At 74.5% G+C, this 25794-nt stretch carries 25 protein-coding genes; 13 read left to right on the top strand and 12 right to left on the bottom strand.

Translation table 11 applies throughout. The annotated features are described in order from the left end of the window. The first annotated feature begins 19 nt into the window (after positions 1-19). Both FHU36_RS10220 and FHU36_RS10225 read left to right on the top strand, forming a co-directional pair. Positions 20-580 carry a hypothetical protein gene (locus FHU36_RS10220; RefSeq protein WP_221495825.1) on the top strand — a complete coding sequence of 187 codons (561 nt, stop codon included), beginning with the start codon at positions 20-22 and terminating at the stop codon, positions 578-580. Between the two features lie 9 nt (positions 581-589). Further along, entirely contained in the window at positions 590-958 is a 369-nt protein-coding gene (locus tag FHU36_RS10225; RefSeq protein WP_185083484.1) for an Mth938-like domain-containing protein, read from the top strand. A 200-nt stretch (positions 959-1158) separates the two neighbouring features. Here the strand turns inward: FHU36_RS10225 and mltG are convergent, their stop codons facing one another. Continuing rightward, positions 1159-2085, bottom strand: a complete 927-nt coding sequence (gene mltG / locus FHU36_RS10230; RefSeq protein ID WP_185083485.1) for an endolytic transglycosylase MltG — start codon at positions 2083-2085, stop codon at positions 1159-1161. Continuing rightward, positions 2082-2594 (bottom strand): SigE family RNA polymerase sigma factor, encoded by a 513-nt coding sequence (locus FHU36_RS10235; RefSeq protein ID WP_185083486.1) that lies wholly within the window; start codon positions 2592-2594, stop codon positions 2082-2084. Before FHU36_RS10235 ends, mltG begins: the two co-directional genes overlap by 4 nt. A gap of 144 nt (positions 2595-2738) precedes the next feature. On the opposite strand from FHU36_RS10235, the gene FHU36_RS10240 reads away from it, so the two are divergent. Beyond that, on the top strand, positions 2739-3257 hold the full coding sequence (locus tag FHU36_RS10240; RefSeq protein WP_185083487.1) for a hypothetical protein: 519 nt from the start codon (positions 2739-2741) through the stop codon (positions 3255-3257). Positions 3258-3337: 80 nt separating this feature from the next. Further along, positions 3338-4093 (top strand): hypothetical protein, encoded by a 756-nt coding sequence (locus tag FHU36_RS10245; protein ID WP_185083488.1) that lies wholly within the window; start codon positions 3338-3340, stop codon positions 4091-4093. On the opposite strand, the gene FHU36_RS10250 is transcribed toward FHU36_RS10245, so the two are convergent. Beyond that, the gene (locus tag FHU36_RS10250; RefSeq protein WP_185083489.1) at positions 3991-6105 is read right to left on the bottom strand and encodes an NACHT domain-containing protein; all 2115 of its coding nucleotides are present in this window, start codon (positions 6103-6105) and stop codon (positions 3991-3993) included. The two genes, FHU36_RS10245 and FHU36_RS10250, sit on opposite strands and share 103 nt — an antisense overlap. Continuing rightward, positions 6102-7082: a class 1 isoprenoid biosynthesis enzyme gene (locus tag FHU36_RS10255; RefSeq protein ID WP_185083490.1), complete on the bottom strand. Its 981-nt coding sequence runs from the start codon at positions 7080-7082 to the stop codon at positions 6102-6104. Before FHU36_RS10255 ends, FHU36_RS10250 begins: the two co-directional genes overlap by 4 nt. Before the next feature lie 163 nt (positions 7083-7245). Here FHU36_RS10255 and FHU36_RS10260 point away from each other — a divergent pair, with 163 nt between their 5' ends. Beyond that, a complete protein-coding gene (locus tag FHU36_RS10260) occupies positions 7246-7833 on the top strand; it encodes an RDD family protein (protein WP_185083491.1) in 588 nt (195 codons plus the stop codon). Here FHU36_RS10260 and FHU36_RS44290 read toward each other — a convergent pair whose 3' ends face one another. After that, a complete protein-coding gene (locus FHU36_RS44290; RefSeq protein WP_185083492.1) occupies positions 7834-9009 on the bottom strand; it encodes a polysaccharide deacetylase family protein in 1176 nt (391 codons plus the stop codon). It lies immediately after the preceding gene. Between the two features lie 245 nt (positions 9010-9254). On the opposite strand from FHU36_RS44290, the gene FHU36_RS10270 reads away from it, so the two are divergent. Then, positions 9255-10028, top strand: coding sequence for a hypothetical protein (locus FHU36_RS10270; protein WP_185083493.1), 774 nt, complete (start codon positions 9255-9257; stop codon positions 10026-10028). 40 nt (positions 10029-10068) lie between these two features. On the opposite strand, the gene FHU36_RS10275 is transcribed toward FHU36_RS10270, so the two are convergent. From FHU36_RS10275 to FHU36_RS10300, 6 genes are read right to left on the bottom strand one after another with little or no spacing between them, the layout of a single operon-like run. Next, the gene (locus FHU36_RS10275) at positions 10069-11118 is read right to left on the bottom strand and encodes a class I SAM-dependent methyltransferase (protein WP_185083494.1); all 1050 of its coding nucleotides are present in this window, start codon (positions 11116-11118) and stop codon (positions 10069-10071) included. 55 nt (positions 11119-11173) lie between these two features. Continuing rightward, positions 11174-12169, bottom strand: coding sequence for a glycosyltransferase family 2 protein (locus tag FHU36_RS10280; protein ID WP_312891523.1), 996 nt, complete (start codon positions 12167-12169; stop codon positions 11174-11176). After that, positions 12166-13371 (bottom strand): hypothetical protein, encoded by a 1206-nt coding sequence (locus tag FHU36_RS44295; RefSeq protein ID WP_185083495.1) that lies wholly within the window; start codon positions 13369-13371, stop codon positions 12166-12168. The genes FHU36_RS10280 and FHU36_RS44295 overlap by 4 nt, the downstream gene beginning before the upstream one ends. Next, positions 13368-14300, bottom strand: coding sequence for a zinc ribbon domain-containing protein (locus tag FHU36_RS10290; protein WP_185083496.1), 933 nt, complete (start codon positions 14298-14300; stop codon positions 13368-13370). The genes FHU36_RS44295 and FHU36_RS10290 overlap by 4 nt, the downstream gene beginning before the upstream one ends. Before the next feature lie 27 nt (positions 14301-14327). Beyond that, positions 14328-15344 (bottom strand): GNAT family N-acetyltransferase, encoded by a 1017-nt coding sequence (locus FHU36_RS10295; RefSeq protein ID WP_185083497.1) that lies wholly within the window; start codon positions 15342-15344, stop codon positions 14328-14330. Beyond that, complete coding sequence (locus FHU36_RS10300; RefSeq protein WP_185083498.1) at positions 15341-16363, bottom strand: GNAT family N-acetyltransferase; 1023 nt, start codon at positions 16361-16363, stop codon at positions 15341-15343. The genes FHU36_RS10295 and FHU36_RS10300 overlap by 4 nt, the downstream gene beginning before the upstream one ends. A 159-nt stretch (positions 16364-16522) precedes the next feature. Between FHU36_RS10300 and FHU36_RS10305 the strand changes: the two genes are divergently transcribed. The 7 genes from FHU36_RS10305 (at position 16523) to FHU36_RS10335 (ending at position 23703) form a co-directional block, all read left to right on the top strand. Then, positions 16523-17473 carry an NAD-dependent epimerase/dehydratase family protein gene (locus FHU36_RS10305; protein WP_185083499.1) on the top strand — a complete coding sequence of 317 codons (951 nt, stop codon included), beginning with the start codon at positions 16523-16525 and terminating at the stop codon, positions 17471-17473. Continuing rightward, positions 17470-18657 carry an ATP-grasp domain-containing protein gene (locus tag FHU36_RS10310; RefSeq protein ID WP_185083500.1) on the top strand — a complete coding sequence of 396 codons (1188 nt, stop codon included), beginning with the start codon at positions 17470-17472 and terminating at the stop codon, positions 18655-18657. Before FHU36_RS10305 ends, FHU36_RS10310 begins: the two co-directional genes overlap by 4 nt. Continuing rightward, positions 18647-19537 (top strand): hypothetical protein, encoded by an 891-nt coding sequence (locus FHU36_RS10315; RefSeq protein WP_185083501.1) that lies wholly within the window; start codon positions 18647-18649, stop codon positions 19535-19537. Before FHU36_RS10310 ends, FHU36_RS10315 begins: the two co-directional genes overlap by 11 nt. 10 nt (positions 19538-19547) lie before the next feature. Next, positions 19548-20249, top strand: coding sequence for a hypothetical protein (locus FHU36_RS10320; protein WP_185083502.1), 702 nt, complete (start codon positions 19548-19550; stop codon positions 20247-20249). 104 nt (positions 20250-20353) lie between these two features. Continuing rightward, positions 20354-22264, top strand: a complete 1911-nt coding sequence (locus FHU36_RS10325) for a heparinase II/III family protein (protein WP_185083503.1) — start codon at positions 20354-20356, stop codon at positions 22262-22264. After that, the gene (locus FHU36_RS10330) at positions 22261-23421 is read left to right on the top strand and encodes a substrate-binding domain-containing protein (RefSeq protein WP_185083504.1); all 1161 of its coding nucleotides are present in this window, start codon (positions 22261-22263) and stop codon (positions 23419-23421) included. Before FHU36_RS10325 ends, FHU36_RS10330 begins: the two co-directional genes overlap by 4 nt. Before the next feature lie 117 nt (positions 23422-23538). Beyond that, on the top strand, positions 23539-23703 hold the full coding sequence (locus FHU36_RS10335; protein ID WP_185083505.1) for a hypothetical protein: 165 nt from the start codon (positions 23539-23541) through the stop codon (positions 23701-23703). Positions 23704-23754: 51 nt separating this feature from the next. Here FHU36_RS10335 and FHU36_RS10340 read toward each other — a convergent pair whose 3' ends face one another. Then, positions 23755-25728, bottom strand: a complete 1974-nt coding sequence (locus FHU36_RS10340; RefSeq protein WP_185083506.1) for a DUF2264 domain-containing protein — start codon at positions 25726-25728, stop codon at positions 23755-23757. Between the last annotated feature and the right edge of the window lie 66 nt (positions 25729-25794).

A 25794-nucleotide genomic window follows, 5' to 3' on the forward strand; every position in this document is an offset into this window, starting at 1 on the left:
CACGCCGTTCAATGGCGTCATGCAACGTATGACTGGATTACTGGTGGGTGCGGTCTTCGGCGCGGTCTTCGTCGTCGTCAACGCGCAGAGCCCCCTGGACACCGTGACCGTGACCGTCCTGCGAGTGGTCGCCTGCCTGGCGGCCGCGGGCGTCGTCGCCATGTGGTTCGCCACCGCCCGCAGGGAGCGGCCCGCCGCGGGAGCCCGGCGGAACATGTTCGGCCGCGGATATCTGATCATCGTCGCGGCCGAGGTGATCCTGCTCTTCGGCGGGATCCGGCTGCTCGCCGCCTGGGACCGTCCCGAGCAGACGAACGTGGCCTGGGTGGCGTTCGTGGTCGGCGTGCACTTCATCGCGCTGGCGCCCGTCTGGAAGGAGTGGGGCATCGCCGTACCCGGCGTGGTCCTCACCCTGCTCGGCGCCGCCGGTCTCGTGCTGGCCGCGACGGCCGCCGTCGCCTGGGTGCCGCTCGTCAGCGGCGTGCTGTCGGGGGTGGTCCTCCTGGCCGGCTCCGTCACCTTCGGCTGGCGCGGCCTGGCGGCCCGGCCGGGCGCCTCGTCGAGGGGCGTGGTCGTCTAGTCTCGCCCCATGGAACGCAGATCCCCGTCGATCACCCATGTCTCCTGGGGGCGCCTGGTGGTCGAGGGCGTCGGTGAGGGCAAGGACTTCAAGCTCTACCCCGGCGGCGGACGCGCCTGGGACTGGAACGAGACCGGGACCCGGCACACACCCGGCATCCAGCCCGCCGACGTGCTCGAACTCCTCGACCACGGCAGCCAGGTGATCGTTCTGTCCCTCGGCATGGAGTCGAGGCTGCGAACGTGCCCCGAGACGCTGGACCTCATGGCGGACAGGGGCGTCGAGGTCCACCTGGAGGAGACCACGGCCGCCGTCCGCCGCTACAACGCCCTCGCGGAGACCACCGCCGTGGGCGGCCTGTTCCACTCCACCTGCTGACCCTCGTGCTCGCCGGGGTCGGAGCCGGACCTCCCGCCGGGACGGGCACGTCTCTCCCCCATCCTGCCCGTCCTGGGGTTCTATGATCGGGGCGATGTCGGCTTGAGCTGATGGGGGCGGGTTTGGCGGCTCGTGGGGCCGACCCGGGCCGACCCGGGCCGACCCGGGCGGAGTGGTCAGCGAGAGCATCGGGGGCCGGGTCATCCTGCCTTCTGGTGCCTGGCGCGTTCGGCTACGAGCTTGGCGAACTCGGCCTGCGAGGCGGCGAACTTCAGGGTGCCGCGCGTGGGATCGGTGGCCACGAAGTAGAGCCAGGGGCCGGGGGCCGGGTTCAGGGCCGCGCGGAGGGCCGCTTCACCCGGGTTGGCGATGGGGCCCGGGGGGAGGCCGCGGCGGCGGTAGGTGTTGTACGGGGACCGGGACCTGATGTCCCGAAGGGACGCGGCGGAGCCGTAGGTGCCGAGGCCGTACAGGACCGTGCTGTCCACCTCGAGGCCCATGCCGCTGTCGAGGCGGTTGTGGATGACGCGGGCGACCTTGGGCATGTCGCGTTCGTCGCGCGCCTCGGCCTGGACGATGCTGGCGATGATGACGGCGTCCCGGGGGGCGCTGTGCGCCGCCAGGCCGACCTTCTGGGCGGTCCGGGCGAAGCGGGCGGTCATCGAGGCGATGATCTCGGCTGGGGTGGCGGTGGTGGGGATGTCGTACGTGCCGGGGTGGGCGAAGCCCTCCAGCCTGCCCTTCGCATAGGAGGGCAGGCCGAGGGCCGGGCCGCCCTTGGCGGCCTCGGTGAAGGCGCGAACGGGCCGGCCGGTGGCGTCGGCGAGCATCTTCAGGGTGTCGGAGAGCCGCAGGCCCGGACGAATGGTCACCCTGGTCGTCGCCGGGGCGGGTGGCGCGGCCGTGTGCCGGGCGGCGGGCGCCGGTTCCGACAGGGTTCGGACGGCGACCGTGGAGCCCAGGGCCAGGACGGTGACGGCGGCGGCCGCGACCAGGGCCAGGCCGCGCCGATGGACGGGCCGGCGAACGGGCCGATGGACGGGCCGGAGGAACCGGTCCGGGTGGGGCGGCCCCTCCTCGCCGGCCATGTCGGCGAGGGTCTCGCGCAGCAGGTTCTCGATGTTCATCCGAACTCCCTCACGGCACTCAGCTCGGGAGCGGCCTTCTTCAGCCGGTCCAGCGAGCGGTAGATCTGGCTGCGGACCGAGCCCACCCTGACCCCGAGCAGCCGCGCGATCTCGGTCTCCGACAGGTCCTCGAAGTAGCGGAGCACGAGCATGGTCCGCTGGCGGGGCGTCAGCCGGGCGAGCGCCGCGCGCATCACGAGGCGCAGGTCGGCGGCGTCGGCGTGCCCGTCGCCGGCCTGGTCGGGCGGCAGGCCGGTGGACACCTCGGTGACGCGGGACCGGCGCCGCCACCAGCTCACCTGCTCGTGGTACATGGCGCGGCGGACGTATCCCTCGATGGACGCCGGGTCGCGCAGGTCGCGCCACCTCGCGGCGGTCTTCGCCAGCGCCGACTGCACCAGGTCCTCGGCCGCGTGCCGGTCGCCGGTCAGCAGGTACGCGGTGCGGAACAGCGCGGCCGACCTGTCGATGACGAACTGCCGGAAGTCCGCCTCAAAGCCTGGATCCACCCGTCCTCCTTGCGATGTCACCCACCAAGGACGCGGGTGGCGCGCCGATCTATGCCAGATGCGCGGAAAAGGGGCTCTGGCGGGCGGCACATCCGGCTGGGATGCTCGATGGGAGGGACTCCGGGCGGCGAGGGAGTGGTTCCCGTGCTCTATCTCTTCGGGTTCGAGCGGATCGGTGTGGCCGTGAGCGATCTGTACTTCGTCGATCCACGGCCGGCGGAGGGGCAGGAAGGGGCGGAACGGGGGGTCCGGCTGGAGGTGCGCAGACTGGAGCCCGGCGAGCTGAAAGGGTCGGTCTACTCGGCCCGGCCCATCAACGTCGATCGGCCCCTCTGGCGGGTGGACCTGCTGGAGTCGGTCTCGGGCCAGCCCGGCAGCTTCGACCGTACCCACCACCATCCCCGCGTCAAGGGGTGGGAGCCGGGCGGGCGGGTGTTCGACGAGGGCCTGACGGCGGAGCCGCTGAAGTGGCTGGGCGAACGGCTGGGCGACCTCGACGGGCACCTGGCGGAGGTCGGCGCGGCCGACGCGGCGAGCCTGCGCGAGTGCGTCCCCGAGATCCTCGACACGGTCGGGCGGCTGCTCGCCAGGGTGCGGTCCGGCGAGACGGAGCGGGCGGCCGGCGGCGACTCCCCCACTGGCGTCCGGGCCAGTTGGTTGTAGGTGTGCGCGCGGCGGGGGACGGCCGGGCGTCCCGGGGTAGGTAGCCAGTGGCAGTTCATCGCCCTGGGAAGGGGCCCGGTGTGCGGATGCAGACCTACGACACCGAATCCGTCCGGCCTGACCTGCCGGTTCCGCTGTCACCGCTCGACGGGGTGCCGGAGGTAGTCCGGCGGCGCCTGCTCGGGCTGGGCGGGCCGGGATTCGCGCGCGCGCATCGGGTCGGCCTGGCGTGGGCGGCGCTGACCGCCTGCCTGGCGCTGCTCGGGTTGCTGGTGCCGCCGCCGTGGCGGGCTCCCGTGCTCGGCTGTGCGGCGCTGCTGGGGCTGTACGTGCTGGTCCGGGCGGTCGCGCTGCAGGTGTTCGAGCGGGAGCAGCGAGACTTCGAGCCGCGCTGGCTGGCGGCGCAGAGCGAGGTGCTCCGGGGGCACGCGTTCGAGGTCGTCCGGTTCCGGCTGGTGGCGGCGGACGACGAGGCGGGCGCGCGCCGTACCTACGACCTGACCAGGCCGTCGGACGTCCGCGCCGTGCTGCGGCGGCAGGAGCGCGAGCGGTGGTCGCGGGCGGGGGTGGAGTTCGTCTACCGGGGAGCCGGCGGCGAGGGGCTGGGCGAGGTGGTCAGGGAGCTGTCGGAGGTGGTCTTCCTGCCGGGGCGGGCGGGCCGGGGCGGGCCGTGGATCAGGTTCCCGCAGGCACGGTATCTGCGCCGGCCGGGCGAACGGCCCGCGGAGTGGAGCTATTGGACGTTGTCGGGCCCCGTGGAGGTGGGCGTGAGCGAGCCGTCGTCCGGCGGCACCGCCGGTTCGGCCGCGACCTTCGGCAGCGGCTCGGCCAGGTAGTCGCGCAGCAGCCGGTGCCGGAACTCGTAGTAGCCGCTGACCTGCCGGAGCACCCCCCGCCTGCGCGCGTCCTCCAGGAAGCGCATGAGCCGCAGCGGAGCCAGGCCACGGGCCGCCAGCCACAGCCGGGTGGTGTTGAACCGGCCCCAGGCGCTGGAGCCCAGGGCCATCAGCCCGAGGCCGGCGGCGCTGAGCCCGCAGCCGGCGACCGCGCCCAGGAGCGCGAGGACGGCGGGCGGCAGCTCCATGATCGGCAGTGACGCCAGCTCCGGGCGGTGCCCGTCCTTCAACGCCGCTCCGAGGTAGGCGCCGGTGAGCGCCCCGGGCACCCCGCCGGCCACCCAGGCGGACAGCACCGCCAGCCGGTCGTTGGCCAGCAGGGCGGCGGGGGTCACGGCGTCCAGCGGATCGACCGGCTCGCTGACGTAGCGGGCCATCGCGAAGGTGAGCCCGCTCAGCGCGCCGCCGACGACGACGTAGAACGGGGACGCGTACAGGAACCAGACGATCACCGCGCAGGCGGCGGCGCCCATCGCGCCGAAGCCGAGCAGCCTGAGCAGCGCGTACGCCGTGGCGCCGGGGAGCAGGCGCAACCGCGGGCGGGCCCGTCGCGGCGGGTCCTGCGGGATCAGCTTGACAACGAACGCACCCACCCCACCGGCGGCGAACCCGATCCAGAAGCCCAGCCACGGGCGGCCGAAGACGCTGAAGTGGCCCGCCGCCAGGCCGGAGCAGACCGCGGCGGCGAGGACGACGGCCTGGACCAGGAACACCCAGCCCGGCACCGCCCGGTGCAGCCGCCACCAGGCGAGCCTGCCCGCCTCGTCCACCTGGCCGGCCAGGAACTCCAGGTAGCGTCTGGCCTGGTCGGGCGGGGTGGGCGGCGGCTTCTCGTCGGGCCGGGGGGTGAACGCCTTGCCGATGATGCTGCCCAGCAGGTGCCGCCGGATGCGGTCGGCGGCGTCCGGCCCGGTCGTGGCGAGCAGCTCGGCGGGAAGCGGCTCGCCGCCGCGGGCCACCGCGAGGGAGAGCATGAGCGGCGTGCTCAGCGCCTCGGCCAGCGGACCGTCCGGGTTCTCGCGCAGCCTGGCGGCCATCGGCGCCAGGCGGTCGCGGTTGTCGCCCGGCTCGTAGCCGAGGAGGTAGTCGCGGCTCTCCTCGGCGAGCAGCGGCTGCAGCCGCACGACGAGGGCGCGCCGCAGCACGTGGCCGGCGTTGGCCGTGGCGAACGTCTCCGTGCGGCAGCTCAGCACGAACGACCTGCCCTCGGTCTCCTCGTCGATGCGCCGCAGCGCCGCGGCCGGGTCGGCCACCTCGTCGAGACCGTCCAGGACGGGCAGCACGTGGTGCAGGGCCAGCTCGGCGGCGACCTGCCTGCCGTGCTGCGGGGAGCCGACGAAGGGGTAGGCGCTGAGCAGCTCGCCGGTCATCCACTCGTACAGCGGGACGCCCGGCTGCCACGAGGAGAGCTGGAACAGCACCGGCACGAGGGGCCCGGTGTCGCCGAGTTCGAGGGTGAGGAGCACGCACGCGGACGTCTTGCCGGCGCCCGCCTCGCCCGTCACGACCAGCCGGGTCATCGCCCCGGTGCGCGCGTGGCGGGCGAAGCCGCCGGTGAGCCGGGCCAGGGTGCCGTCGGTCGGCAGGGCGGCCGCCAGCCGGGTCGTCCGGTCGGAGCCGGGAGCCGCCTCCCAGCGCAGCTCGGCCCGGCTGCCCTCGTACAGGCCGCGGTAGCGCTCCTCGTCCTTCCAGTCCTTGGTGACCTTCTCGGCCAGCGCGGGCACGCACGCGCGCACCGCCTCCTCCAGGGACTGCTCGCGCCTGTCACCGCCGCGCAGCAGCGGCACCACGACCGCGATGATCGCCACGAACACGGGGATCACGCCCGTCCACATCTCCTGCGTCTTGAGCGTGCCGTCGCGCGTGCCGATCCAGGCCACGGCCACGGTGGCGGCCAGGGTGAGCGCGAGCAGGAGATAGGTGAGGGCGACGGCCCACCTGCGGAGATTCACGACCGTTCCCCTTCGGTCTGCGCGGACATGGTCGGTACGGCGGGCGGCAAGGCCTCGTCACCCCTGGTGAACACGGTCAGCACGGTGGAGCGGGCGGCCAGCCGCCGGGCCAGCCGGCCGAGGATCGGCAGGCGCCTGCCGACGACGGTCTTCAGCAGCAGAAAGAAGATCATTCCGGAGTACTGCCTGGCCGGGGCCCGGCCGTACCTCGCCGCCAGGGCGGGGCGCAGCGCCCGCATCCGCCGCGCCACGTCGGGCAGCGTGACGATCCCCAGGGAGGGGAGCGTGCTGACGCCGGCGCGGCGGTCGTGCTCCACGTCCATGCAGTCGTCGAGTGACTGGAACGCCTCCCCGAGCGCCATGACCAGCTCGCGTTCGCGCGGGTCCATCAGGGGATGCACCAGGGAGCACAGCGTCAGGTTGGCCAGGGCGCCCTTGCCCCGGGTGATCTTCTCCAGCAGGTCGGGCGTCAGGCCGGGCTCGCGCTGGCGGCGGGACTGGCACTGGTGGCCGTGCAGCTCGTGAAGCGCGGTGAAGGGCGTCGCGGCGGGCAGGGGGTGCAGCCGGTGGGCGATCTGGTGGCACAGCTCGGCGAGCAGCCGTTCGAGGTCGCCGCGCGGGACGAACGGCCGGAGCCCGAACAGCTCGCCCAGGCGGTCGTCGAGCAGCGGGTCGGCGTCGCCGTCGATGAGGTCGTCATAGAGCCTGGTGACGGCCCCGGCCAGGGCGGCCACCTCCACGGGCCGGCCGCGCCGGGTCAGGTGGGCGTAGCTGAGCACCGCGTAGCCGATCTTCAGGCTCATGGCGCGGAGCGCGTCGAGCGCCCGGGCGCGCTCGGCCGGGTCACGCAGTGTCCGGCGCACCATCGGCGTCACGACGTCCTCGAACGCGCCCGCGAGTTCGGCGAGCGCCCGCCTGGCGAAGACGGCGGTCGCGGGTAATCCCGCGGCCAGTCGCACGCAACGCACCAGAGCCATGAAATCGGCGATCCCCTGCCCCATCCCCACTCCCGCCAGCCCGGTATCCGAGCCTGTCATACGAGGGACAGGCGGTAAAGCACGCCTTTTCTGAAGACCGCCCGACAAACCGCCAATTCGGATATTTCACGAATAACGATCATGTAGCAGTACACTGACCGGCATGACCCTCGCCCCGGAGGTCGCCGCGGCACCCCCACCGGCCGCGAGACGCCATCGGCTCTCGGCCTTCGTGCTCGACTACCTGATCTTCTCCTTGCTGTTCGCGCCTGTCTACCTGGAGTGGAGCGAGAAGGAGACAACGGGCGCGCCGATGCTCGAAGACATTCTCCAGCCCTATGCGGGAAATCGCGACGGGTGGATGGAGGTGGCGTCCATCGCCCTTATCGCCACCTACTTCTTCGCCCAGCACGCACTTTGGGGACAGACGGCCGGCAAGCAACTGTGCCGGCTCAAGGTGGTGTCGAGTGCGACCGGAAACCCGCCGGGCCCGCGCGCCTCCGTGATTCGCGCTCTCGTCCATCCCGCGTTGTTCGCGGTGCCGTTTATCGGGCCACCGTTGTTCCTTGTCAATGCGCTCTCGATAATGGTCCACCCGAAACGCAGGTGCCTGCACGACATGATCGCCGGAACCATGGTGGTCGGCCTCGGCGACCCCGCCCGCAGGGGCGGCGGCTTCCTGTTCGCGCTGGGCCTGACCGTCTCCCTGCTCGCCGCCCTCGCGCTCGTCGTCGCGCTGCTGACCAGGTGATCAGGGTCGCGGCCCCCGGTAGACGAGCCCACCGGGCGCAGTGCCGAGCAGTTCGCTGACCGTGACGAAGTGGTAGCCGCGGGCCGACAGCTTCTTCAGCACGCGCGGGATCGCCTTCACCGTCGTGGGGTGGATGTCGTGGAAGAGGATGATGCCGCCGGGCCGCGCCTGCTTGACCGCCACGCGGGCGACCCGCGCGCTGTTGCGGTAGCGCCAGTCCAGGGTGTCCACGCTCCACATGATCATCGGCTGCTTGGCGTGCTTGCGGACGCGGGCGTTCTGGGCGCCGTACGGCGGGCGCATGAGGGTCGGGGCGACGCCGGTGACCGCCTTGATGGCCTTGGCGGTGCGGGCCAGGTCCGAACGGATCGAGGCGGCCCGGAGTGTGGTGAGGTCGCGGTGCGACCAGGTGTGGCCACCGATCTCGTGACCCGCCGCGGCGGCCCGGCGCACCAGGTCGGGGTGGGCGACGACGTTCTGGCCGACGACGAAGAACGTGGCGCGGGCCTTGCGGGCGGCGAGATGGCGCAGCAGGGTCGCGGTGTACGGGCCTGGGCCGTCGTCGAAGGTGAGGGCCACGCACTTGACCCGCCGGCAGTCGGGCGCACCGTGGGCGGGGGTGGGCTCCGGGGTCGGGGTGCCCTGCAGGGCGCGGATCGCGTCGGTCAGGGCGTCGGCCAGGCTCCTGGTCGGGGTGCCCGGCGTGGCCGTGGCTGAGGGCGTGGCCGTCGGCGGGATCGTGGGCGCGGTCGCGGACGGCGTCGCTGCCGGGGGCGCTGTCGGGGTCGCCGCCGGGGTCGTGGGCCGGGTCTGTGCTGGGGTACCCGCCGGGGTCGTGGGCCGGGCCTGTGCCGGGGTGCCGCCCGGCGCCGGCGACGGGGCGCCGGAGACCGTCGCCGGGGTGGGCGCGCCTCCGTGGTCGGCCACCACGACGGGGCGAGGCGGAGCCGCCAGCGCGCCGCCTCCCTGGACGTCCGCCTCGACGGGTAACCCGTCGATCCGCACCGGAGCCGGTGACGCCGGCCCGCCGGCGGCCTCCCGTGCCGCCGCCTCCGCCGCGTACCCTGCCTGGCCGGCGCCGCACGCGGCCGCCAGCAGCCCCACGGTGGCGAGCGCCGCCGCCGCGAGCCGCGCCGTGCCGCGCCGCGCCTGCCGTGACCCCGCCTTGTCGTTCATGCTCTTCCCCTTCGTGCACCGCGCCGGTGCGCTCCCCGCCCAGGACGGAACCTCCCGTGATCGAGGCGATCTCGGTGCGTTCCAGTCGGTTCGACAACCGCCGCGCCCAGATGGTTCGCGGTGATCCGTACGCGGATGAGACCGCCGGGCGGAGGCGGCGCGAGGGAGGCGGAACACGCATGACAGAGTGGTGACAGCGCCGCCTGCGAGGTTGCCTCTCGTACCTGTCGAGAGGGGTGAGGCAGATGACCACGATGAGCGGAGCGCTGACGGTGCCCGCCCACTACCGGGGGCGGGAGGGGACGGCCAACGGCGGCTGGGTCGCCGGCACGGTCGCGAGCCTCCTGCCCATGGGCGCGACCGTCGAGGTGGCCCTGCGCGCGCCGGTACCCGTCGAGCGGACGCTGCGCGTCGAGCGCGCCGCCGGGGCCGACGGCGCTGAGCGGGTGCGCCTGTACGGCGGCGAGGCGGGCGGGGGCGTGCTGGCCGAGGCGTGGGAGATCGGTGAACGGCCGCAACCGCCGCCGTTCGTCCCGGCCGAGGAGGCGGAGGAGGCCGGCCGCGCCTTCCCCGGGCGCGGCGAGCACCCCATGCCGGGCTGCTTCGTGTGCGGCCACCGCGCGCCCGGCGAGGGCCTGCGCGTGCACCCCGGCCCGACGGGGCGTCCCGGCGAGTTCGCGGCGCTCTGGCGGGTGCACCCCGAGCTGGCCGAGTGGTCGGCCACGCTGCCGTTGAGCCACGTGTGGGGCGCGCTCGACTGCCCCACCGGCTGGCCGCACCTCACCGCCGGCGGGTACGCCCTGCTGGGCCGCCTCACCGCCCGCGTCCGCCGGTCGGTCTTCACCGGCGCCCTGTACGTCGTCGTCGCGCGGCAGGAGGCCCGGGACGGGTGCGAGCTGTACGCGAGCGCCGCCCTCTACGAGACCGGCGGCGCGCTGGTCGCCGCCGGCCGTGCCCTGTGGATCGAGGTGGCGCCCCCGGCCGCTGACAGCGGATGGACGGTCTCCGTCACCGGCTGAGCTCGCAGAGGTCCCCCAGGCGGCCTCCGGTCGCCGCCGGCTAGCCGCGTGCCTCGAACACCAGGTTGTAGTCGGTGGCGAGCGCGAGGCGGGCCCTGGTGAAGCCGGCGTCGCGCAGCACCCGCAGGATGCGGCTCTCCCCCGCCTGCGCGCCCAGCGCCGTCCCCGTGTCCTGGGCGAGGGAGTTCGGGACGCAGCACAGCGTGGAGGCCGCGTAGTAGACCATCGAGACCGGGTCTCCGATCCGGTCCTCGAACCTGTCGGCCGCGTACGGCTCGACGACGAGCAGCGTGCCGTCCGCTGCGAGCTGCCCGCGGGCCCGCGCGGCGGCGCCGACCGGGTCACCCATGTCGTGCAGCGCGTCGAAGAAGCAGACGAGGTCCCACGGCCCGGTCCGGCCCTGCCCGGCCTCGCCGACGGTGAAGCGCACCCGGTCCTCCACGCCCGCCTTCACCGCGGCCTGCGCGGCCTGCGTGATCGACCCGGCGTGGGAGTCGAGCCCCTCGAACCGGGAGTTCGGGTACGCCTGTGCCATCAGGACCGTGGAGGAGCCGTGGCCGCAGCCCACGTCGAGCACGCGGGCGCCCGACTCCAGCCGGGCCGTCACGCCGTCGAGGGCGGGCAGCCACTGCTGCGTGAGCGACTGGCGGTAGAGCGGTCCGAAGAACCGCGCCGTGCCCTCGAACAGGCGGACGTCGTGCCGGTGCCAGCCGAAGCCCTCCCCGGTACGGAACGCCTCGGCGATGGCGTCGGCCGCCAGCCACATGGCGGCGTTCGCCTGGACGGCGCCGGCCTGGGCCACCGGCGAGTCGTCGTCGGCCAGCACCGCGGCGTGCTCGGGCGGCAGCGTGTAGCGTCCGCCGGCGTACTCCACGTGCCCGGCGACCGCCTGCCCGGCCAGCCACTCGCGCAGGTAGCGCTCGGCCAGCCCGGTGCGTTCGGCCAGGTCGGCGCTGGTGAGAGGGCCGGCCCCGGCCATCGCCCGCCAGATGCCGAGCTGGTCGCCGAGATGGGTGAGCAGGCTCAGCGCCGCGCCGACCCGCTCCTGCGCGATCTGCGCCGCGAACTCCTCCAGCTTGGTGGTGTCCATGCCGTTGTCTCCTGTCCGTTCTCGTCGGATGCAGGAAGTCTCGGCCGGACGGCTGTCACCGCTGCCTCGCGCCGCTGTCACGCCCGCGCGTCTCCATGACAGCCGGGCGACCGGGAGGCGGCGGGCCGGGCAGGCCGCCCGTGAGCGTGTCCTCGGGGAGGAGCGGCACGTTCGCCTCCCTCACGAGGTAGCGGGGCAGGCGGTCCGACTCGCGCAGCGACCGCTGCACGTACCGGCCCAGCAGCGCCACCGCCGCGAGCGTCAGCGCGGACAGCAGGAGCTGGGCCGAGACGAGGAACGGGGCCCGGCCCGCCAGCGCGAGGACGGCCAGGAGCACGGCGACCACCCCGCCCGCCGCCGCCATCGCGTACGACAGGGTGAGCGGGCGCCAGGAGAAACCGAAGAACAGCTCGAAGGCGTGCCCGGCCAGCCGCACCAGCCGGAGCTTGGAACGGCCCGCCGTGCGCGGCCGGTGGGCGACCGGCGTGACGGCGTAGCGGGCGCCGACGAGGGGCACCGCCGGGATGAACCACGGCAGGCGCAGGTCGGTGATCGTCCGGGCCACGGCGGTGCGGACGAGCCGGAACGTGGAGGCGCCCCGCGGCATGTCGATGCCGAAGACGCGCCGGGCCGCCCAGTGCAGCCCGGCCGAGCCCATCCGGCGGACCAGCGGGTCGCGCCGGCCGCGCCGTTCGCCGAACACCACGTCGTAGCCCTCGGCGGCCGTGGCGAGCAGGGACCAGATCTCCTCGGGCGGCACCTGGAGGTCCGCGTCGCACTGGACCGTCCACGGCCGGCCGGCGTAGCGGAAGCCCGCCGCCATGACCGCGTCGTAGCCGAAGTTGCGGGTGAAGGACAGGTAGCGCACCCGGGGGTCGGTCCCGGCCAGGCGCCGGATGCGGTCGAGCGAGTCGTCGGTGCTGCCGTCGTCGACGAACAGGATCTCCAGCTCGCCGACCTCGTCCAGCGCCCTGACCAGTTCCGCGTGGGCGGTCTCCACCTGGGCACCCTCGTTGTAGCAGGGGACCAGCACGGTCAACCCGGTGTTCACATGTGCCTCCTCAGCACCAGTCCCAGGACCAATCCCTGCGCGCCGAGCGCGTACACGGCGCCGGCGGCGCCGGCGTACGGGATCGCCAGCGCGCCCAGCGCGGCCACCACCGCCAAGGCCAGGACGACCGCCCTGGCGCTGGCACGCAGCCCGGCCTCGCCGGTGTTCTCCAGCACGAAGATCCCGAAGCTCGCCACCGCGTTGGCCGGGAGCAGCGACACCAGCAGGGCGCCCAGCGCGACCGGCGAGCGGGTGCCGGCCAGCCCGGAGAGCAGCACTGCGCCGGCCACGACGAGCCATCCGGCGCTCACCCAGACCGACACCCCGGCCACCCTGCGCACCAGCGCCCGCGTGCCCGCACCCGCCGAACCCAGGTGGAGCACCAGGCGGGGCTGGTAGATGCGCTGCACCGTGTAGATCACCGACGTGGCGAACCCCCAGCCGAGGACCATCACGTACAGGTCGCCGCTCTGGCCCGCGTACGAGGTGATCGACAGTTCGACGAACAGCGTGCCGATCATGGCGTTGGCCATCACGTCGGCCGCGCCCATCAGCGCCACCGTGCCGGCGACGATCCGGCGCAGGGCCGGGCGGACCCGGCCGGGACTGCGTGGCAGGCCGGGCAGCAGGGCCAGGTTCAACGCGGTGACCAGGGTGAGGAGGCCGGCCAGGTAGCCGGCCGGGCGGAGGTGCGTGGCGAACGCCAGCCCCGCCAGGGCGATCATCCCCAGCCCGAGGAGGGCGAAGTGGACGGTGTCGCGGGTGTAACGGCCGAGCGCGCGGTGCAGGGCCACGCCCAGCATGCCGCAGCCCAGGGAGACGTAGTAGGCGACGGACAGCAGGTAGAGGGTGACCGTGGCCTCCGGCGCGGCGGCCAGGGCCGCCGCGGCGGCCACCGTGAAGGGCACGGGGACGTAGGCGACGACGGCGCGCAACAGGGCGGCGACCTGGTCACGGGTCCGGCGGGCGCGCGGGATGAGGGTGAGCGCCGCCTTCTCCGGGCCCGACTGGACCACCATGCTCAGCCACCCCGTGGCGCCCACGGCGGCGGCGTAGGCGTTGAAGTCGGCACGGCTCCAGGCGAGGACCAGGACGGCCGCCGAGCCGTACAGCAGGAGGCGGAAGGTCGCGCGCCCGCTCAGCAGCGTCAGCAGGCGGCGCGCGCCGATGCGGTGGGAGACCGCCGCGTCCACCGCGCTCACGCGCCCTCCCCTGCGGCGCGGGCGAGATCCGCCGCCACAGCGTCGCGCAGGGGGCGGGCACCGGTGCGAAGGTAGGCGAGCAGGGCCTCGTGGACGCCGTCGGCGCCGAACCGTTCCCGCACGCCGGGCACGGACGGCCCCTTGTCGACGCCGAAGAGCGCCGCGAACAGCGTCCTGACCTGTTCGGTGGTGAACGAGGTGGGCGGCGTCAGCAGTTCCTCGACCGCCTCCGGGGCGGGCGGCGGCGCGGGCGGCGCCTCCAGCCAGGTCGTGGACCGGCCCGCCGTGGCAAGCCAGCGGCGCAGGTGAGCGACCCGCTCGGCCACGAACGGGGAGTCCTGGCCGCCCAGCCTGGCCGCCGCGAGCGCGGGGTCGTAGCAGGTGGCGTGCAGAGCGGCGCACACCTTGTTGAACGCCGGCGGCTTGGTGGGCAGCCGGTCGAGGGGGACGTCGCTGACCCGCTCGACGACGGCGCGGGCCTCGGGCGTGGTGGCGGCGCGGGCGACGAGGGCGTCGAAGTCCTTGTACCAGCGGGCGAGGGTGGCCCGGTCGGGGGCGTCGGGCACGGGGTCCCGCACAGGGTCCTGCACGGTGTTCTGCACGGTGTCCTGTCGCACCCAGCGGACCATGCGAGCGGGCATGAACGCCGCCAGCGGGTCGTCGCCGTCCGCCGCCCCGCCCACGGGCTCCGGGCCGGGCGCCGTCGTCCCCGGGTCCGGGTCCGGGTCCGGGGACGGGGACGGGTCCTGCCCCTGGGACGGGGACGGGCCCTGGACCGTGGACGGGCTCGGGGCCGGGCTCGGGGGCTGGGGCGGGCTCGCGCGGAACACCGCGCCGCACGACCGGCAGGAGTAGCGGGTCCGGCCGATCCGCCAGGGGTGCGGGTGGCCGCACTGCACGCAGTTCATGGGGTTCATGGCGGGGTTCATGACAGTGTCCACAGGCTGTCCACAGGCTCAGAGGGGCACGGCGATCGCGGAGGAGGGGACCAGTTCGGCGCCGAGGCCGCTCTTGACCTCCGCCTGGCCCTTGCCGAGGACCAGCCCCGCCTTGCCGGCGGCGATGGCCCACTCGACCATCCGGACGTAGCCGTCGAAGTAGAGGTGCTTGCGCCCGCCGTCCTCCGGCGGCAGGGCGCCCCAGCTCAGGCAGACGGGCCAGTCGGGGTGGTCGAGTATCAGGGAGAGGCCGAGCAGCCGCCGGCCGGCGTCGCGGTAGGCGATCGCGATGACCTCGTCGCCCTCCACCAGGGCTTCGAGGTACGGCAGGGGCAGCGGGGCGAGCGGGAAGAGGCGGCTGCGGTACTTCAGGTCGTTCAGCGCCCGAAGTTCGGCCGCCTCGGCCGCCCCCACCAGCCCGCGAGCCGGCCCGACCTCGACCGACAGGCCGGGGTCGGCGGCGAAGCTCCTGGCCCGCCGCCTGAGCGACTCCCTGCGGGGCCGGTCGAGCAGCGCGTACCACTCGTCCATCCCGGCGAAGGGGGTGGCCAGCTTGGCGAGCGGCGCGGTCGGCAGCGCCACCTTGACCAGGCCGGGCAGCAGCACCGGCTCACCGGGTGACACCTCCCGCCACACCGTGCTCCGCCAGCCGGGCCCGAGCCGCCGGCGGACGCCGCGCGCGTAGCCGCGAAGCAGCTCGCCGCGTTCCGCCGGCTCGACGTCGGCGGTGAACCACCAGCCCTTCTGCGAGCGGTTGCCGGGCGCGTGCACGTCCAGGACGCCGGCCGGGTCCCGCCGGTCGGCGTAGCGGCCCCGGTGCGGCAGGACGCCGCGCAGCGACGCCGACACGGCGCCGACCGCGACGCCGTCCCGGCGCAGCACGGTGAGCACGACCGGCGCCTGGGCGGCCCAGGCGTAGGCGCGGAGCAGGTCGTAGCGCCAGGTCACGCACTGGCCGGCCGCGGTGCGCAGCTCGTCCCAGCCGGCCGGTTCGGGGTCGTGGCGCGGGTCGAGGGTGTCCAGGGTGATGCTCATCCCATCGCCCACCCGGGTACGACGACGAACTTCAGCGGGACGTGCTCCATGCCCATCGACTGTTTGATCTCCCCCCTGCCCCTGCCGAACAGGACGCGCTCGGCCCCCGTCTCGACGGCCCGCCGGACGATGCGGGGGTAGACGTCGAAGTAGAGGTCCTGACGGCCGCCCTCTTCGGGCCGGAGCGCCGCCCAGGCCCCGCTCACGGGCGTGGCCGGGTGCTCGTACACGATGGCGAAGGCCAGCAGCCGCTCCCCCTCGTGGTAGGAGATGACGCGGACGTCGTCGCGGCGCAACAGCTCGCGGAAGTAGGCGGCGGGCAGGGGCGCCCGGGGGTCGAGGCGGGCCGCCAGCCGCTCGGTGTGCCTGCGGTTCAGCTCGGCCAGCTCCGCCGGGTCGAGGTCGCCCCGTGCGGTGCCCTCGCGGACGGTCAGTCCGGGGATCTCGGCGACGTGCTTGACGCTGCGGCGCAGCGACTTGCGGCGGTTCTTGCTGAGCGAGCCGAGCCAGCCCTCCACCGAGCTCCACCGCACCGGCAGGTACATGCTGCCCGGAGAGTCACGCACGACGCCGCCGCGTCGGGCCACCTGAGGCAGCTCCGGTTCGGTCACCATCCGGTAGAGCACCCCGGCCGTCCCCCGGCCGAGGTGCCGCCGCGCCGCCCGCTCGAACTCGCGGAACAGGTCCCGGCGCCGTTCGGGTGTCACGTCGCCGGCGAAGTGCCAGGTGGGGCCGTCGGAGTGGCCGGGCAGGCGGACGTCGAGGAGGAGCGGCTCGCGGCGGGGGCGCGGGACTCGGGCGGACTTCGGCCACCGCAGGCCGAGGTAGACGGCCCCGACCACGCCGGCCAGGCGCGAACCGTCGTGGAAGACGCCCAGCAGCGGGCGCGCCCACGATCCCTGCGACGACGCCGCGATGACGTCGTAGGCCCAGATGGCGCTCAGCCCTTCGTCCTGCCGGAACGCCTCCCAGCCGGAAGGCTGAGGGTCCCGGCAGGGATCCAATAATTCCAGATGCACGTGACGGCCTTCAGGAATCGATTACAACATGGACACGACCGCATAGTCAGCGACGATCATCGCAGACTATGTCTGCTGTGATCATGTCGTACATGTCCGACACCACGGACACGTGCTCAGACACGTGATCAGAACGTGCTCTCACACTCAAGAGGTGTCATGAAGGTTGGAGTCACCGGCGGAAACGGCTTCATCGGCCGCTACGTGTGCGAGGAACTCGTGTCCCGCGGCCACATTCCGCTCGTATTCGATCACCGGGGCAAGGCGGACCGCGACCTGCCCTGGGAGGTGATGCGGGGGGACATCCGCGACGCCACCGCGATGACCGAGCTCGCGGCGCATTCCGATGCGATCATCCACCTGGCGGCCGTGCTCGGCACCCAGGAGACCATCACCAACCCGCGCCCGGCCGCCGAGACCAACCTCATGGGCGGTCTGAACTTCCTGGAGGCCATCGCCCAGTACGACCTCCCCGGCGTCTACATCTGCGTGGGCAACCACTGGATGGACAACAGCTACAGCATCTCCAAGACGGCCGTCGAGCGTTTCGTCCGCATGTTCAACGCCCATCGCGGGACGAGGGTGAACAACGTCCGGGTCGTCAACGCCTACGGCCCCCGCCAGCAGGCGGCGCCGCCGTTCGCGCCGGGCAAGGTCCGGAAGATCACGCCGGCGGTCATCTGCCGCGCGCTGTCCGGCATGCCGGTGGAGCTGTACGGCGGCGGCACGCAGATCTCGGACATGGTGTGGGTCGGCGACGTGGCACGGGGGCTGGTCTCCGCCCTGGAGACGGCCGCCGACGGCAAGGTCCTCAACCACCCCGTCGAGGTGGGGCCGACCGCCTCCTCCACCATCCGCGAGGTCGCCGAACTGGTCATCGACCTGTGCGTGGAGCGCGGCTACCCGCGGGTGCCGATCGCCGACCTGCCGATGCGACCGGGTGAGACGCCGGACACGGCCGTCACGGCGCAGCCCAAGACGCTGCTGTCGGTCGGCATCGAGCCCAGCTCGCTCGTCTCGATCGAGGACGGCATGGCGCGGACCGTGGACTGGTTCATCGAGACCCGCGGCACGCACTGGGACGCCCCGCAGGCGGTGGCCGGCGCGTGAAGCGGCTCGTGGTCCTGGGCGGCTCGGACGGCACGATCAGCTCGTTCCGGGCCGCCCGGCGGCTCGGGCTCGGCACGGTCTGCGTCGACATGCGCGCCGACGCGCCGGGGGTGCGCGAGGCGGACGAGTTCCTGCATCTCAGCACCCGTGACGTGGACGCGGTGACGGCCGCGTTGCGCGACCTCGGCGACGTGGCGGGGCTGATCGCACCGGGCACCGACATCAACCTCCCCTCGCTGGTCGAGGTCGCCGGGCGGCTCGGGCTGCCCTGCGGCCTGTCCGCCGGGGCCCTGCGGGTCTCGACCGACAAGGCGTACTTCCGCGAGGTCTGCGCGCGGCTCGGCCTGGGCGGGCCCGGCCACGTCGGCGGCTCCGCCGACGAGGTCGCCCGCGACGCCGTACGGCTGGACTTCCCCGTCATCGTCAAGCCGGTCGACTCGGGCAGCTCCCGGGGCATCACGGTGTGCGCCACGCCCGCCGAGGTGGCGGCGGCGGCCACGGCGGCGGCGGCCGCCTCCCCCACGGCGACCGTGATCGTCGAGGAGCTGGTGACCGGCCGCGACCTGTGCGGGGAGGCGTTCCTCCAGGACGGCCGGGTGGCCCTGCTCGGGCTGAGCGACCGGGTGGTGGCGGCTCCGCAGGTCGTCGCGGTCGGGCACGACATGGCCCCGCGTGACGAGCGGCTCACCGCGGAGGTCGTCCGGCAGCTCGAACTGGTGTGCGCCGAGGCCGGCTACGCGGACGGGCCGGTCAACCTCGACCTGTTCGTCACCCCGGACGACGCCGTGGTGCTCATCGAGATGGGCACGCGGATCGGCGGCAACGGCATGGGCGAGGCGCTCGGGCTCATGTACGGGGTGGACACGGTGGCGGCCGCCGTCCAGCTCGCCATCGGCGAACGCCCGGACCTCACGCCCCGGTGGTCGCGGCACACCTCCGTCCGCATGCTGCGCTCCGCATCCGCCGGGACGCTCGTGGCGCTCGACGGCCTGCCGGAGGCGCTGGCACTGCCGGGTGTGGCCGACATCGTGGTGACGGCCAGGCCGGGCGAACCGGTCGTGCCGTACACGGAGTGCCGGGCGAAGCTCGGGTACGTGCTGGCGTCGGCCGACACGGCGGGCGACCTGGCGCGGGCGCTGGAGGGCGTCGAGGACCTCGTCCGGGTCAGGGTCGATGCCGGCTGACATCCCGGCCCCGGCCCGGCGGCTCTCGGGCGGGCGGCCCTCGGACGGGCGGCTCTCCGGGCGGCGGTTCGGCGGCGGGCGGTGGGAGCGGCGCTACCGGCGGGTGGTGGACGAGGCCTTCCGGCGGGTGCCGTTCTACCGGGACCAGTGGGTCGCGGCCGGCCGGGCCCTCGACCGGCCCGAACCCACCGCGTCCGCCGACCTGGCCGGGCAACTGCACCGCCTGTGCCCGTTCGCGCGGCCGTTCGACCCGTCCGAGGAGCCGTCGCCGTGGATCGGCGACGCCCGGCTCCTGCGGGACGCGCTCGCCCTCGCGGGCGCGCCCCGCCGGGTCCCCGTGCTGGAGGTGCGGGCCGCCGTGCTGGACCGCCGCACGCTCGGGCGGTTCCCGTGGAGCCTCCCCCGGTACGGGGTGCTGCTCGCGCCCGACGCGAAGGTGGTCGACGCCGGACGGCGCCGGTCGCTGAACGCCGAGGCGCTGCGGCTCGCGGCCCGAGCCGGCCGGGCGGTCCTGGTGGGCGACCGGGCCGCCGTCGAGGCGGTGCTGCCCGACCTCGACGGCGTCGAGGTGGTCACCGTGCCGCGCGTGACCGCCGGTGAGGCGGCCGGAGCAGCCGAGGCGGTCCTCGCCCACGACCCGCACCTCGGGTACTTCGCGGCGAACGACCCCGGATGCGGCGGGCTCCATCTGCTGTGGAGGCACTTCCACGCCCGCGCGGCCGGCCGCGGGCCGGCGCTCACGGCCCTGCGCGGGACCAGGCCCGCGCTGGTGGACGTGGTGCCGCACGGCGCCGAGGGGCTGGCCCCGGACCTGTGCCCGCGGCACGGGACCCCGGTGCTCGTCCCCGGGCACACACTGATCGTCGACACGACACACTGACGGGAATGCCATGGTGACCTCTTCGCCCACGCGTCCATCCGCCTCGTTCTGGCGGGACAACCGGGTGACGCTGCTGGCCGGGGCGCTGGCGGTGGCGCTGGCGGGGCTGGTCCGCTTCGTCATCCCCTACGAGCGCGAGATCACCTCCCTCTGGATGCTGCTGGTGAAGCTGACGCCCCAGCTCACGGCCTGCGTCGCCGTGGCCTGGCTGGACGTCGCGTGGGCGAGACGGCTCCGCCTGCACCTGGTGGCGCTCCCGGCGATCTTCCTCGGGTTCCTGTGCTACTTCGTCCCGAAGACGTTCATGACGGCCCTGGACATGGTGGACGGGACGGCCGCGTTCGAGGACCTCTACCTGCACGTGATCGTGTTCGTCCCCTTCATGATCGTCGGCCTCGCGCTGTCGTACCGGCTCGGCGGCGGCTCGCGCGAGGGGGTGCTGCGGATCGGCGCGGCCATGACCGTCCTGCAGATGTCGGGCCTGGAGGACCTGGTGGCGGTCACCATGAACAGCAGGCTGAACGGCATCCCCGAGGTGTGGGACTGGGCCCACCACATGACCGTGCGGCTCGGCCACGTGGCGACGCGGAACGAGGCCTACGCCTTCATCGCCGCGCACGTGCTGCTCGCCGTGCTGGTGCTCTTCGTGCCCGGGCGGGCCGTCAGGGCGCTCGGCCGGCGGCTGCGGGGGCGGCGGGCCACGTCCTCGTAGCGGCGGCGTGCACTCCCCCTTGATCGGTTTTTCCCATCAAGTACGAGTTGACTCAGGTTCGATCAGGTTCGATCGGTACTATTGGGACGCCGGCGAGGAGGATTATGACGAACACTGATCAGCCGCCCGGGCCGTTGCTGGCCGTCTGGGGCTCCGCGGCCTCGCGAGAGGGGCTGGCCCGCGTCCTGCTCCCGCCCGGCACCGCGCTCCCGGTGCCGCCCGCCGGGGCGGCGGCGTGGGAGCGCGTCCGGGAGTCCGGCGTCCTCCAGGCCGTGCGCGAGCGGGCGGAGGCCGAGCCGGGCACGCCCTGGCCGCAGCCGCTCGCCTCGCAGTACGCACGCTACTTCCGCGACGGCGACCGGACGCAGTACGAGAGCCACGTGTTCGGGCGCCAGGACCGGCTGACCCGCGCCGTGCTCATGGCGGCGCTCACCGGCGAGCAGCGGTGGCTGGACGAGGCGGCCGACGGCGTCGTGCTGCTGTGCGAGCAGAGCTCGTGGTGCTGGCCGGCGCACGAGGACACCTGCCGCCCCCGGGGGACCGTGCTGCCCGACGTGGCCGCCCCCTGCCTCGACCTGGGCGCCGCCGACGTCGCCGGGCAGCTCGCCTGGGCCGACCAGGTGCTCGGCGACCGCTTCGACGAGCGGTTCCCCGGTCTGCGGCAGCGGGTGCGGGCCGAGGTGCGCACCCGGGTGTTCGAGCCGTTCCTCCAGCGCGACGACTGGCACTGGCTGGGCCTCGACGGCGACGTGCACAACTGGTGCCCGTGGATCTGCGGCAACGTCCTCGTCGCCGCGCTCCGCCTCGCCGGCCATGCCGGTGAGCGCGGTGACGAGCGGGCCCGGCTCGTGGAGTGGGCGGTCGCGGGCCTCGACCGCTACCTGGCGTCGCTGCCGGCCGACGGCTCCGTGGACGAGGGCTACGAATACTGGTGGAACGGCGCCTGCCGGGCCCTGGAAGCCCTCGACGTGCTGGAGCACGCCACCGGCAAGGCGCTCGGCGCGGCGGACGTGCCGGTCGTGCGGGAGACCGTCGCCTTCCCGCACCGCATGCAGCTCGGCGGCCCGTGGTACCTGAACCTCGCCGACGCGCGGGCCCGCCCGCCCGCCGACCTGCCGTGGCACGTCCCGTACCGGTGGGGACTGCGGCTCGGCGAGCCCGAGGCCGTCCGGCACGCGCGCTCGCAGCGCCCCGCCCGGCTGCCCGCCGACGTGGAGCTGGGCCGGGCCCTCATGGGGCTGGCGGACGGCGAGTGGCTGGACGCCGAGCCCGCCGAGCCGCCCCTGGTCGCCTCGGTCTGGCTGCCGGGCACGCAGGTCGGCCTCGCCCGCACGGCGGGCGGCACGCGGCGCGGGCTCACGCTCGCGGTCAAGGGCGGGCACAACGACGAGAACCACAACCACAACGACGTCGGCTCCGTCGTCGTCGCCGTGGACGGCGTGCCCGTGCTCGCCGACGCGGGGCGGCCGACGTACACCGCGCAGACGTTCGGCCCCGACCGGTACGCCATCTGGACCATGCGGAGCACCTGGCACAACGTCCCCGAGGTCCGGGGCACACCCCAGGGGCAGGGCCGCGCCTTCGCCGCCCGCGACGTCGAGGTGTCCGACGGGCCGGACCGTTTCGAGGCGCGCCTCGACCTGGCCGCCGCCTATCCCGTGCGGGAGCTGCGGCGCTGGTGGCGGACCGCGACGCTCGACCGGCGCGCGGGGCTGGTGACGATCGGCGACACGTGGGAGTTCGCCGCCGACGGCGAGCCGAGCGTGCTGCACTTCCTGCTGGCCGGCCGGGTGGAGCGGCCCGGCGACGGGCAGGTCGTCGTCCGGCCGCCGGACGGTGCGCGGGCCGCGCTGGTGAGCTGGGACCCGGCCCACGCGACCGCGGCGCTCACCGTCCGCCCGCTGGAGGACCCCATGCTGTCGTCCGTGTGGGGCGAGCGGCTGACCCGGCTGGAGCTGCGCGTGCCCGGCACGGCGCGCGGCGCCTTCGAGGTCCGGGTGGAGGTGGGGACATGACCACGCCGGAGCCGCAGGCCGCGCTGCCGGACGAACGCCGCGCCCACCTGGTGGAGCTGCTGCGCCGCCGGGGCGTCGTCCGCGTGAACGAGCTGGCGGCCGAGCTGGACGTCTCGGCCATCACCATCCGCCGTGACATCGCGCTGCTGTCGTCCCAGGGGCTCATCCGCCGGGTACGCGGCGGCGCCGTCCCGCACGACGGGGCCGTGGCCGACGCGCTGGCCGGCAGGGAGAACGGCGGGGAGGCCGAGGAGGCCGTGTCGCTCCCCAGGTCCGCGCCCGACCGCGCCGCGGGCGAGGGGCGGCAGCTCACGATCGGCATGGTGGTGCCGTCGCTGACGTACTACTGGCCCGACGTGATCCGCGGCGTGCGCGAGGCGGCGGCCGCGGCCGGGGCGCGCGTCGTGCTGCGCGGCGCCACCTACCAGGCCGCCGACGAGCGTCACCAGCTCTCCCGGCTGGTCGAGGCGGTCGGCGTGGACGGCCTGCTGGTGGCGCCGACCATCACCGGCGACGACGGCGAGGAGCTGGTGCGCTGGCTGCAGGGCGTCGGCGTTCCGGTGGTGCTCATCGAGCGCACCGCCACCGTGGGCCCGCACCAGGAGGCGATGGAGTCGGTGGTCAGCGACCACGCCTTCGGCGCCGCGATGGCCGTGCGGCACCTGGCCTCGCTCGGCCACCGCCGCGTCGGGTTGGTCACCACCGTCCAGAGCCCGACGACCCCGCACGTCCGGCGCGGGTGGCGGCAGGCGTGCGAGGAGCTCGGCCTGCGGCTCGACGGCACACCGGACATCACCTCGGTGGACCAGTGGGACCCCGGCTGGCCGGAGGCGCTCGACGGCGTGCTGGACGCGGCCGTCGGCTCCGGGACGACGGCGCTGCTCGTGCACTCCGACCCGGAGGCGATCAGCCTGCTGGAGCGCTGCGAGGAACGCGGCATCCGGGTGCCCGGCGACCTGGCCGTGGTCACCTACGACGACGAGGTGGCCGAGCTGTGCGACCCGCCGCTGACGGCCGTCCGCCCGCCCCGGGCGGCGATCGGGCGGGCGGCGTTCGCGCTGCTGTCGGAGCGACTGGCCGACGAGGACCCCGAACGGCCCACGCACCGGGTCGTCATCGAGCCGCGCCTGATCGTCCGGTCCTCCTCGTCGGCCTAGCGCCTCTCGTGGATCGGCGGCAGTGCACTCACGGCTGACCGGGCGACCCTCCGGCTCTCAGAGTGTTTGCCCTGGAGATGGGAAGGGTGCAGAGCGAGAGGGTGACAGGAGGCAATCGTGACCGTCCTTGCGATCTTTCTTCTCGTCATCGGGACGATCCTGGTCCTCGTGGGGACGATCCTGATCGCCATCGGGGGGATCTTGGTCATCCTGGGGACGATCCTGATCGCCATGGGGGCCTTCTTGCTCATCCGGAAAGCACTGAGGCGCCGCAGCCGGTAGTTCCGCGCGTCGCCTCCCGCTCCGGCTTCGACGAGATCCACGAAGGGGGCGTCAGCCCGGCTCGCCGGGCGCGGCCGGGACGGCCAGGGTGTCCAGGGTGCCGTCCGGCCAGGTGACGCGGGCGAGCGCGGGGCCGTCCCACGACACGGCGGGCGGCTCGGCCGGGGCCTGACCGCCCAGGTGCACGGAGGCGGTGTACCAGGTGCCGGTACGCGCCGGGCCGCCGGTGGCGCACCAGGGGACGAGCGTCCAGGGCGCGAGCGGCGAGCCGTCGGCGACCGGCGTCGTGCCCGACCGGTCGAAACCGGCACCCGCGACCACCCGGGAACACGCGACGGCCGTGGAGTAAGTGGCTGCCACCGTGGCTGCCACCGTGGCGGTGGCCGAGGGGAGGGGCCAACCGCCGACGCGCAGCCGGCCGGCGTCCAGGGGCGCCGCGCCGTCGGGGCCCTCGGGCGCGGAGCCCGGTGACAGGCGGATGAGGCGCACCTCCCAGGCCCCGCGTACGGCCGACACCAGGTCGATCCACGGCCCGAGCCGTACCGCGCCCGAACGCCCGTACCCGTGGTCGGGGCCGCCGGCGCCGGAGGCGACCCAGTGGGCCTGCCACCGCGACGCCCCGGCGAGCGTCCCGGAGGGCAGGCGGTCCAGCAGCAGCGTCTCGAATCCGGTCCGGTGGCTGGGCCGCCCGTCCTCGTCGAGGACGGCCACCGACTGGTCGAACGGGTCGGCGGCGTGCGGGCCGGCCAGCAGCGGCGAGGTCGCCGTCGAGTAGCCGAGCCGGGCGTACAGCGGCGAGTCGGTCAGGTGCGAGCCGGGCCGGGAGTGGTCGGTGCCGTGGTTGACCACGCGGACGATCCCGTCGGCGCGGGTGCCGCTGACCAGCCAGCCGGGCGCGCGGGCCAGGAGGTGGAAGTCATCGCGCTCGACCGGCAGCGGCTCCTCCACGGCCGTCCACACCGGGTGCTCGGCGGGCAACGACAGCCCGTACAGGCCCTTGGCGGCCCAGTACGGCGAGCCGGGTCCCGAGTACGACTGGGCCATCGCCGGCCACGCCCCGTGCCAGCCGAGCGTCAGGATGCCGTCCTCGTCGGGGGCGCCCCGGTCCACGAAGTGGCGGGCGATGCCCGAGGCGGCCCGGCGCAGCAGCCCCGGCGAGCCGGCCCCGGCCCTGGCCCCCACCCAGAACGGGGTGGCGGCGGCGAACCGGTAGATGAGGCTGCGCCCCTGCACCAGGGGCGACCCGTCGGCGCCGACGAGGTGGACGGCGTCGTGCAGGTAGCGTTCGAGCCGGTCGCGGTAGCCGGGCAGGCGGGAGTCGGCGGCCGGGTCCCCGGCGGCCATCTCGGCCCACAGCAGCGGGTAGAACTGCAGCGCCCACCCGGCGTAGTGGTCGTAGGCGCGTTCGGCGCCGTCGGCGTACCAGCCGTCCTGCCGGGCGAAGCCGTCGGTGAGCGCGAGCCCCCGCTCGATGTCACCCCGCGCGTACGGCCCGCCGACGGAGGCGAGGAACTGCTCCACGACGATCTGGAACCACACCCAGTTGATCGGCGGGTAGTCGGACCCGATCGCGGGCGTGAGGTAGTCGACCACCTGCTCCTGGACGAGCGGGGGGAGCCGGTCCCACAGCCACGGCCGGGTCAGGTGCAGCACCAGCGCGATGGAGGCGGCCTCGACCTTGGCCTGACCGTGCTCGTCCAGCCGGACCCAGCGCTCGGGCGAGCGCGGGTCGGTGCCGGCGGCGAGCCCCCGGGCGTACCAGTCCATGAGGCCGAGCGGGTCGCGGCCGCCCTCGCCCGCCACCCGGAACCCGGCCGCCAGGAAGGTGCGGGCGAAGCCCTCCAGCCCGTCGACGTCGGTGCCGTAGCCGCCGGGCGGGCCGGGGAAGGTGATGCGCGCGTGGGAGGGGGAGGCGTGGGGGCGCGCCGACAGGAGGAGGTGGTCGGCGAGCGCGGCCCAGTGCTGCCGCGTCCAGCCGGTGTGGGGTGAGAGCCGCAGGTCGTCGAACTCCCGCAGCGAGCGCATGGGTCCTCCTGGTGATCGCGGTAGGGCGTCCAGGGAGTTAACGCGACCGGTTCGTCACTCGTCAAG

It is taken from the genome of Nonomuraea muscovyensis, from assembly GCF_014207745.1.
GTDB lineage: Bacteria > Actinomycetota > Actinomycetes > Streptosporangiales > Streptosporangiaceae > Nonomuraea > Nonomuraea muscovyensis.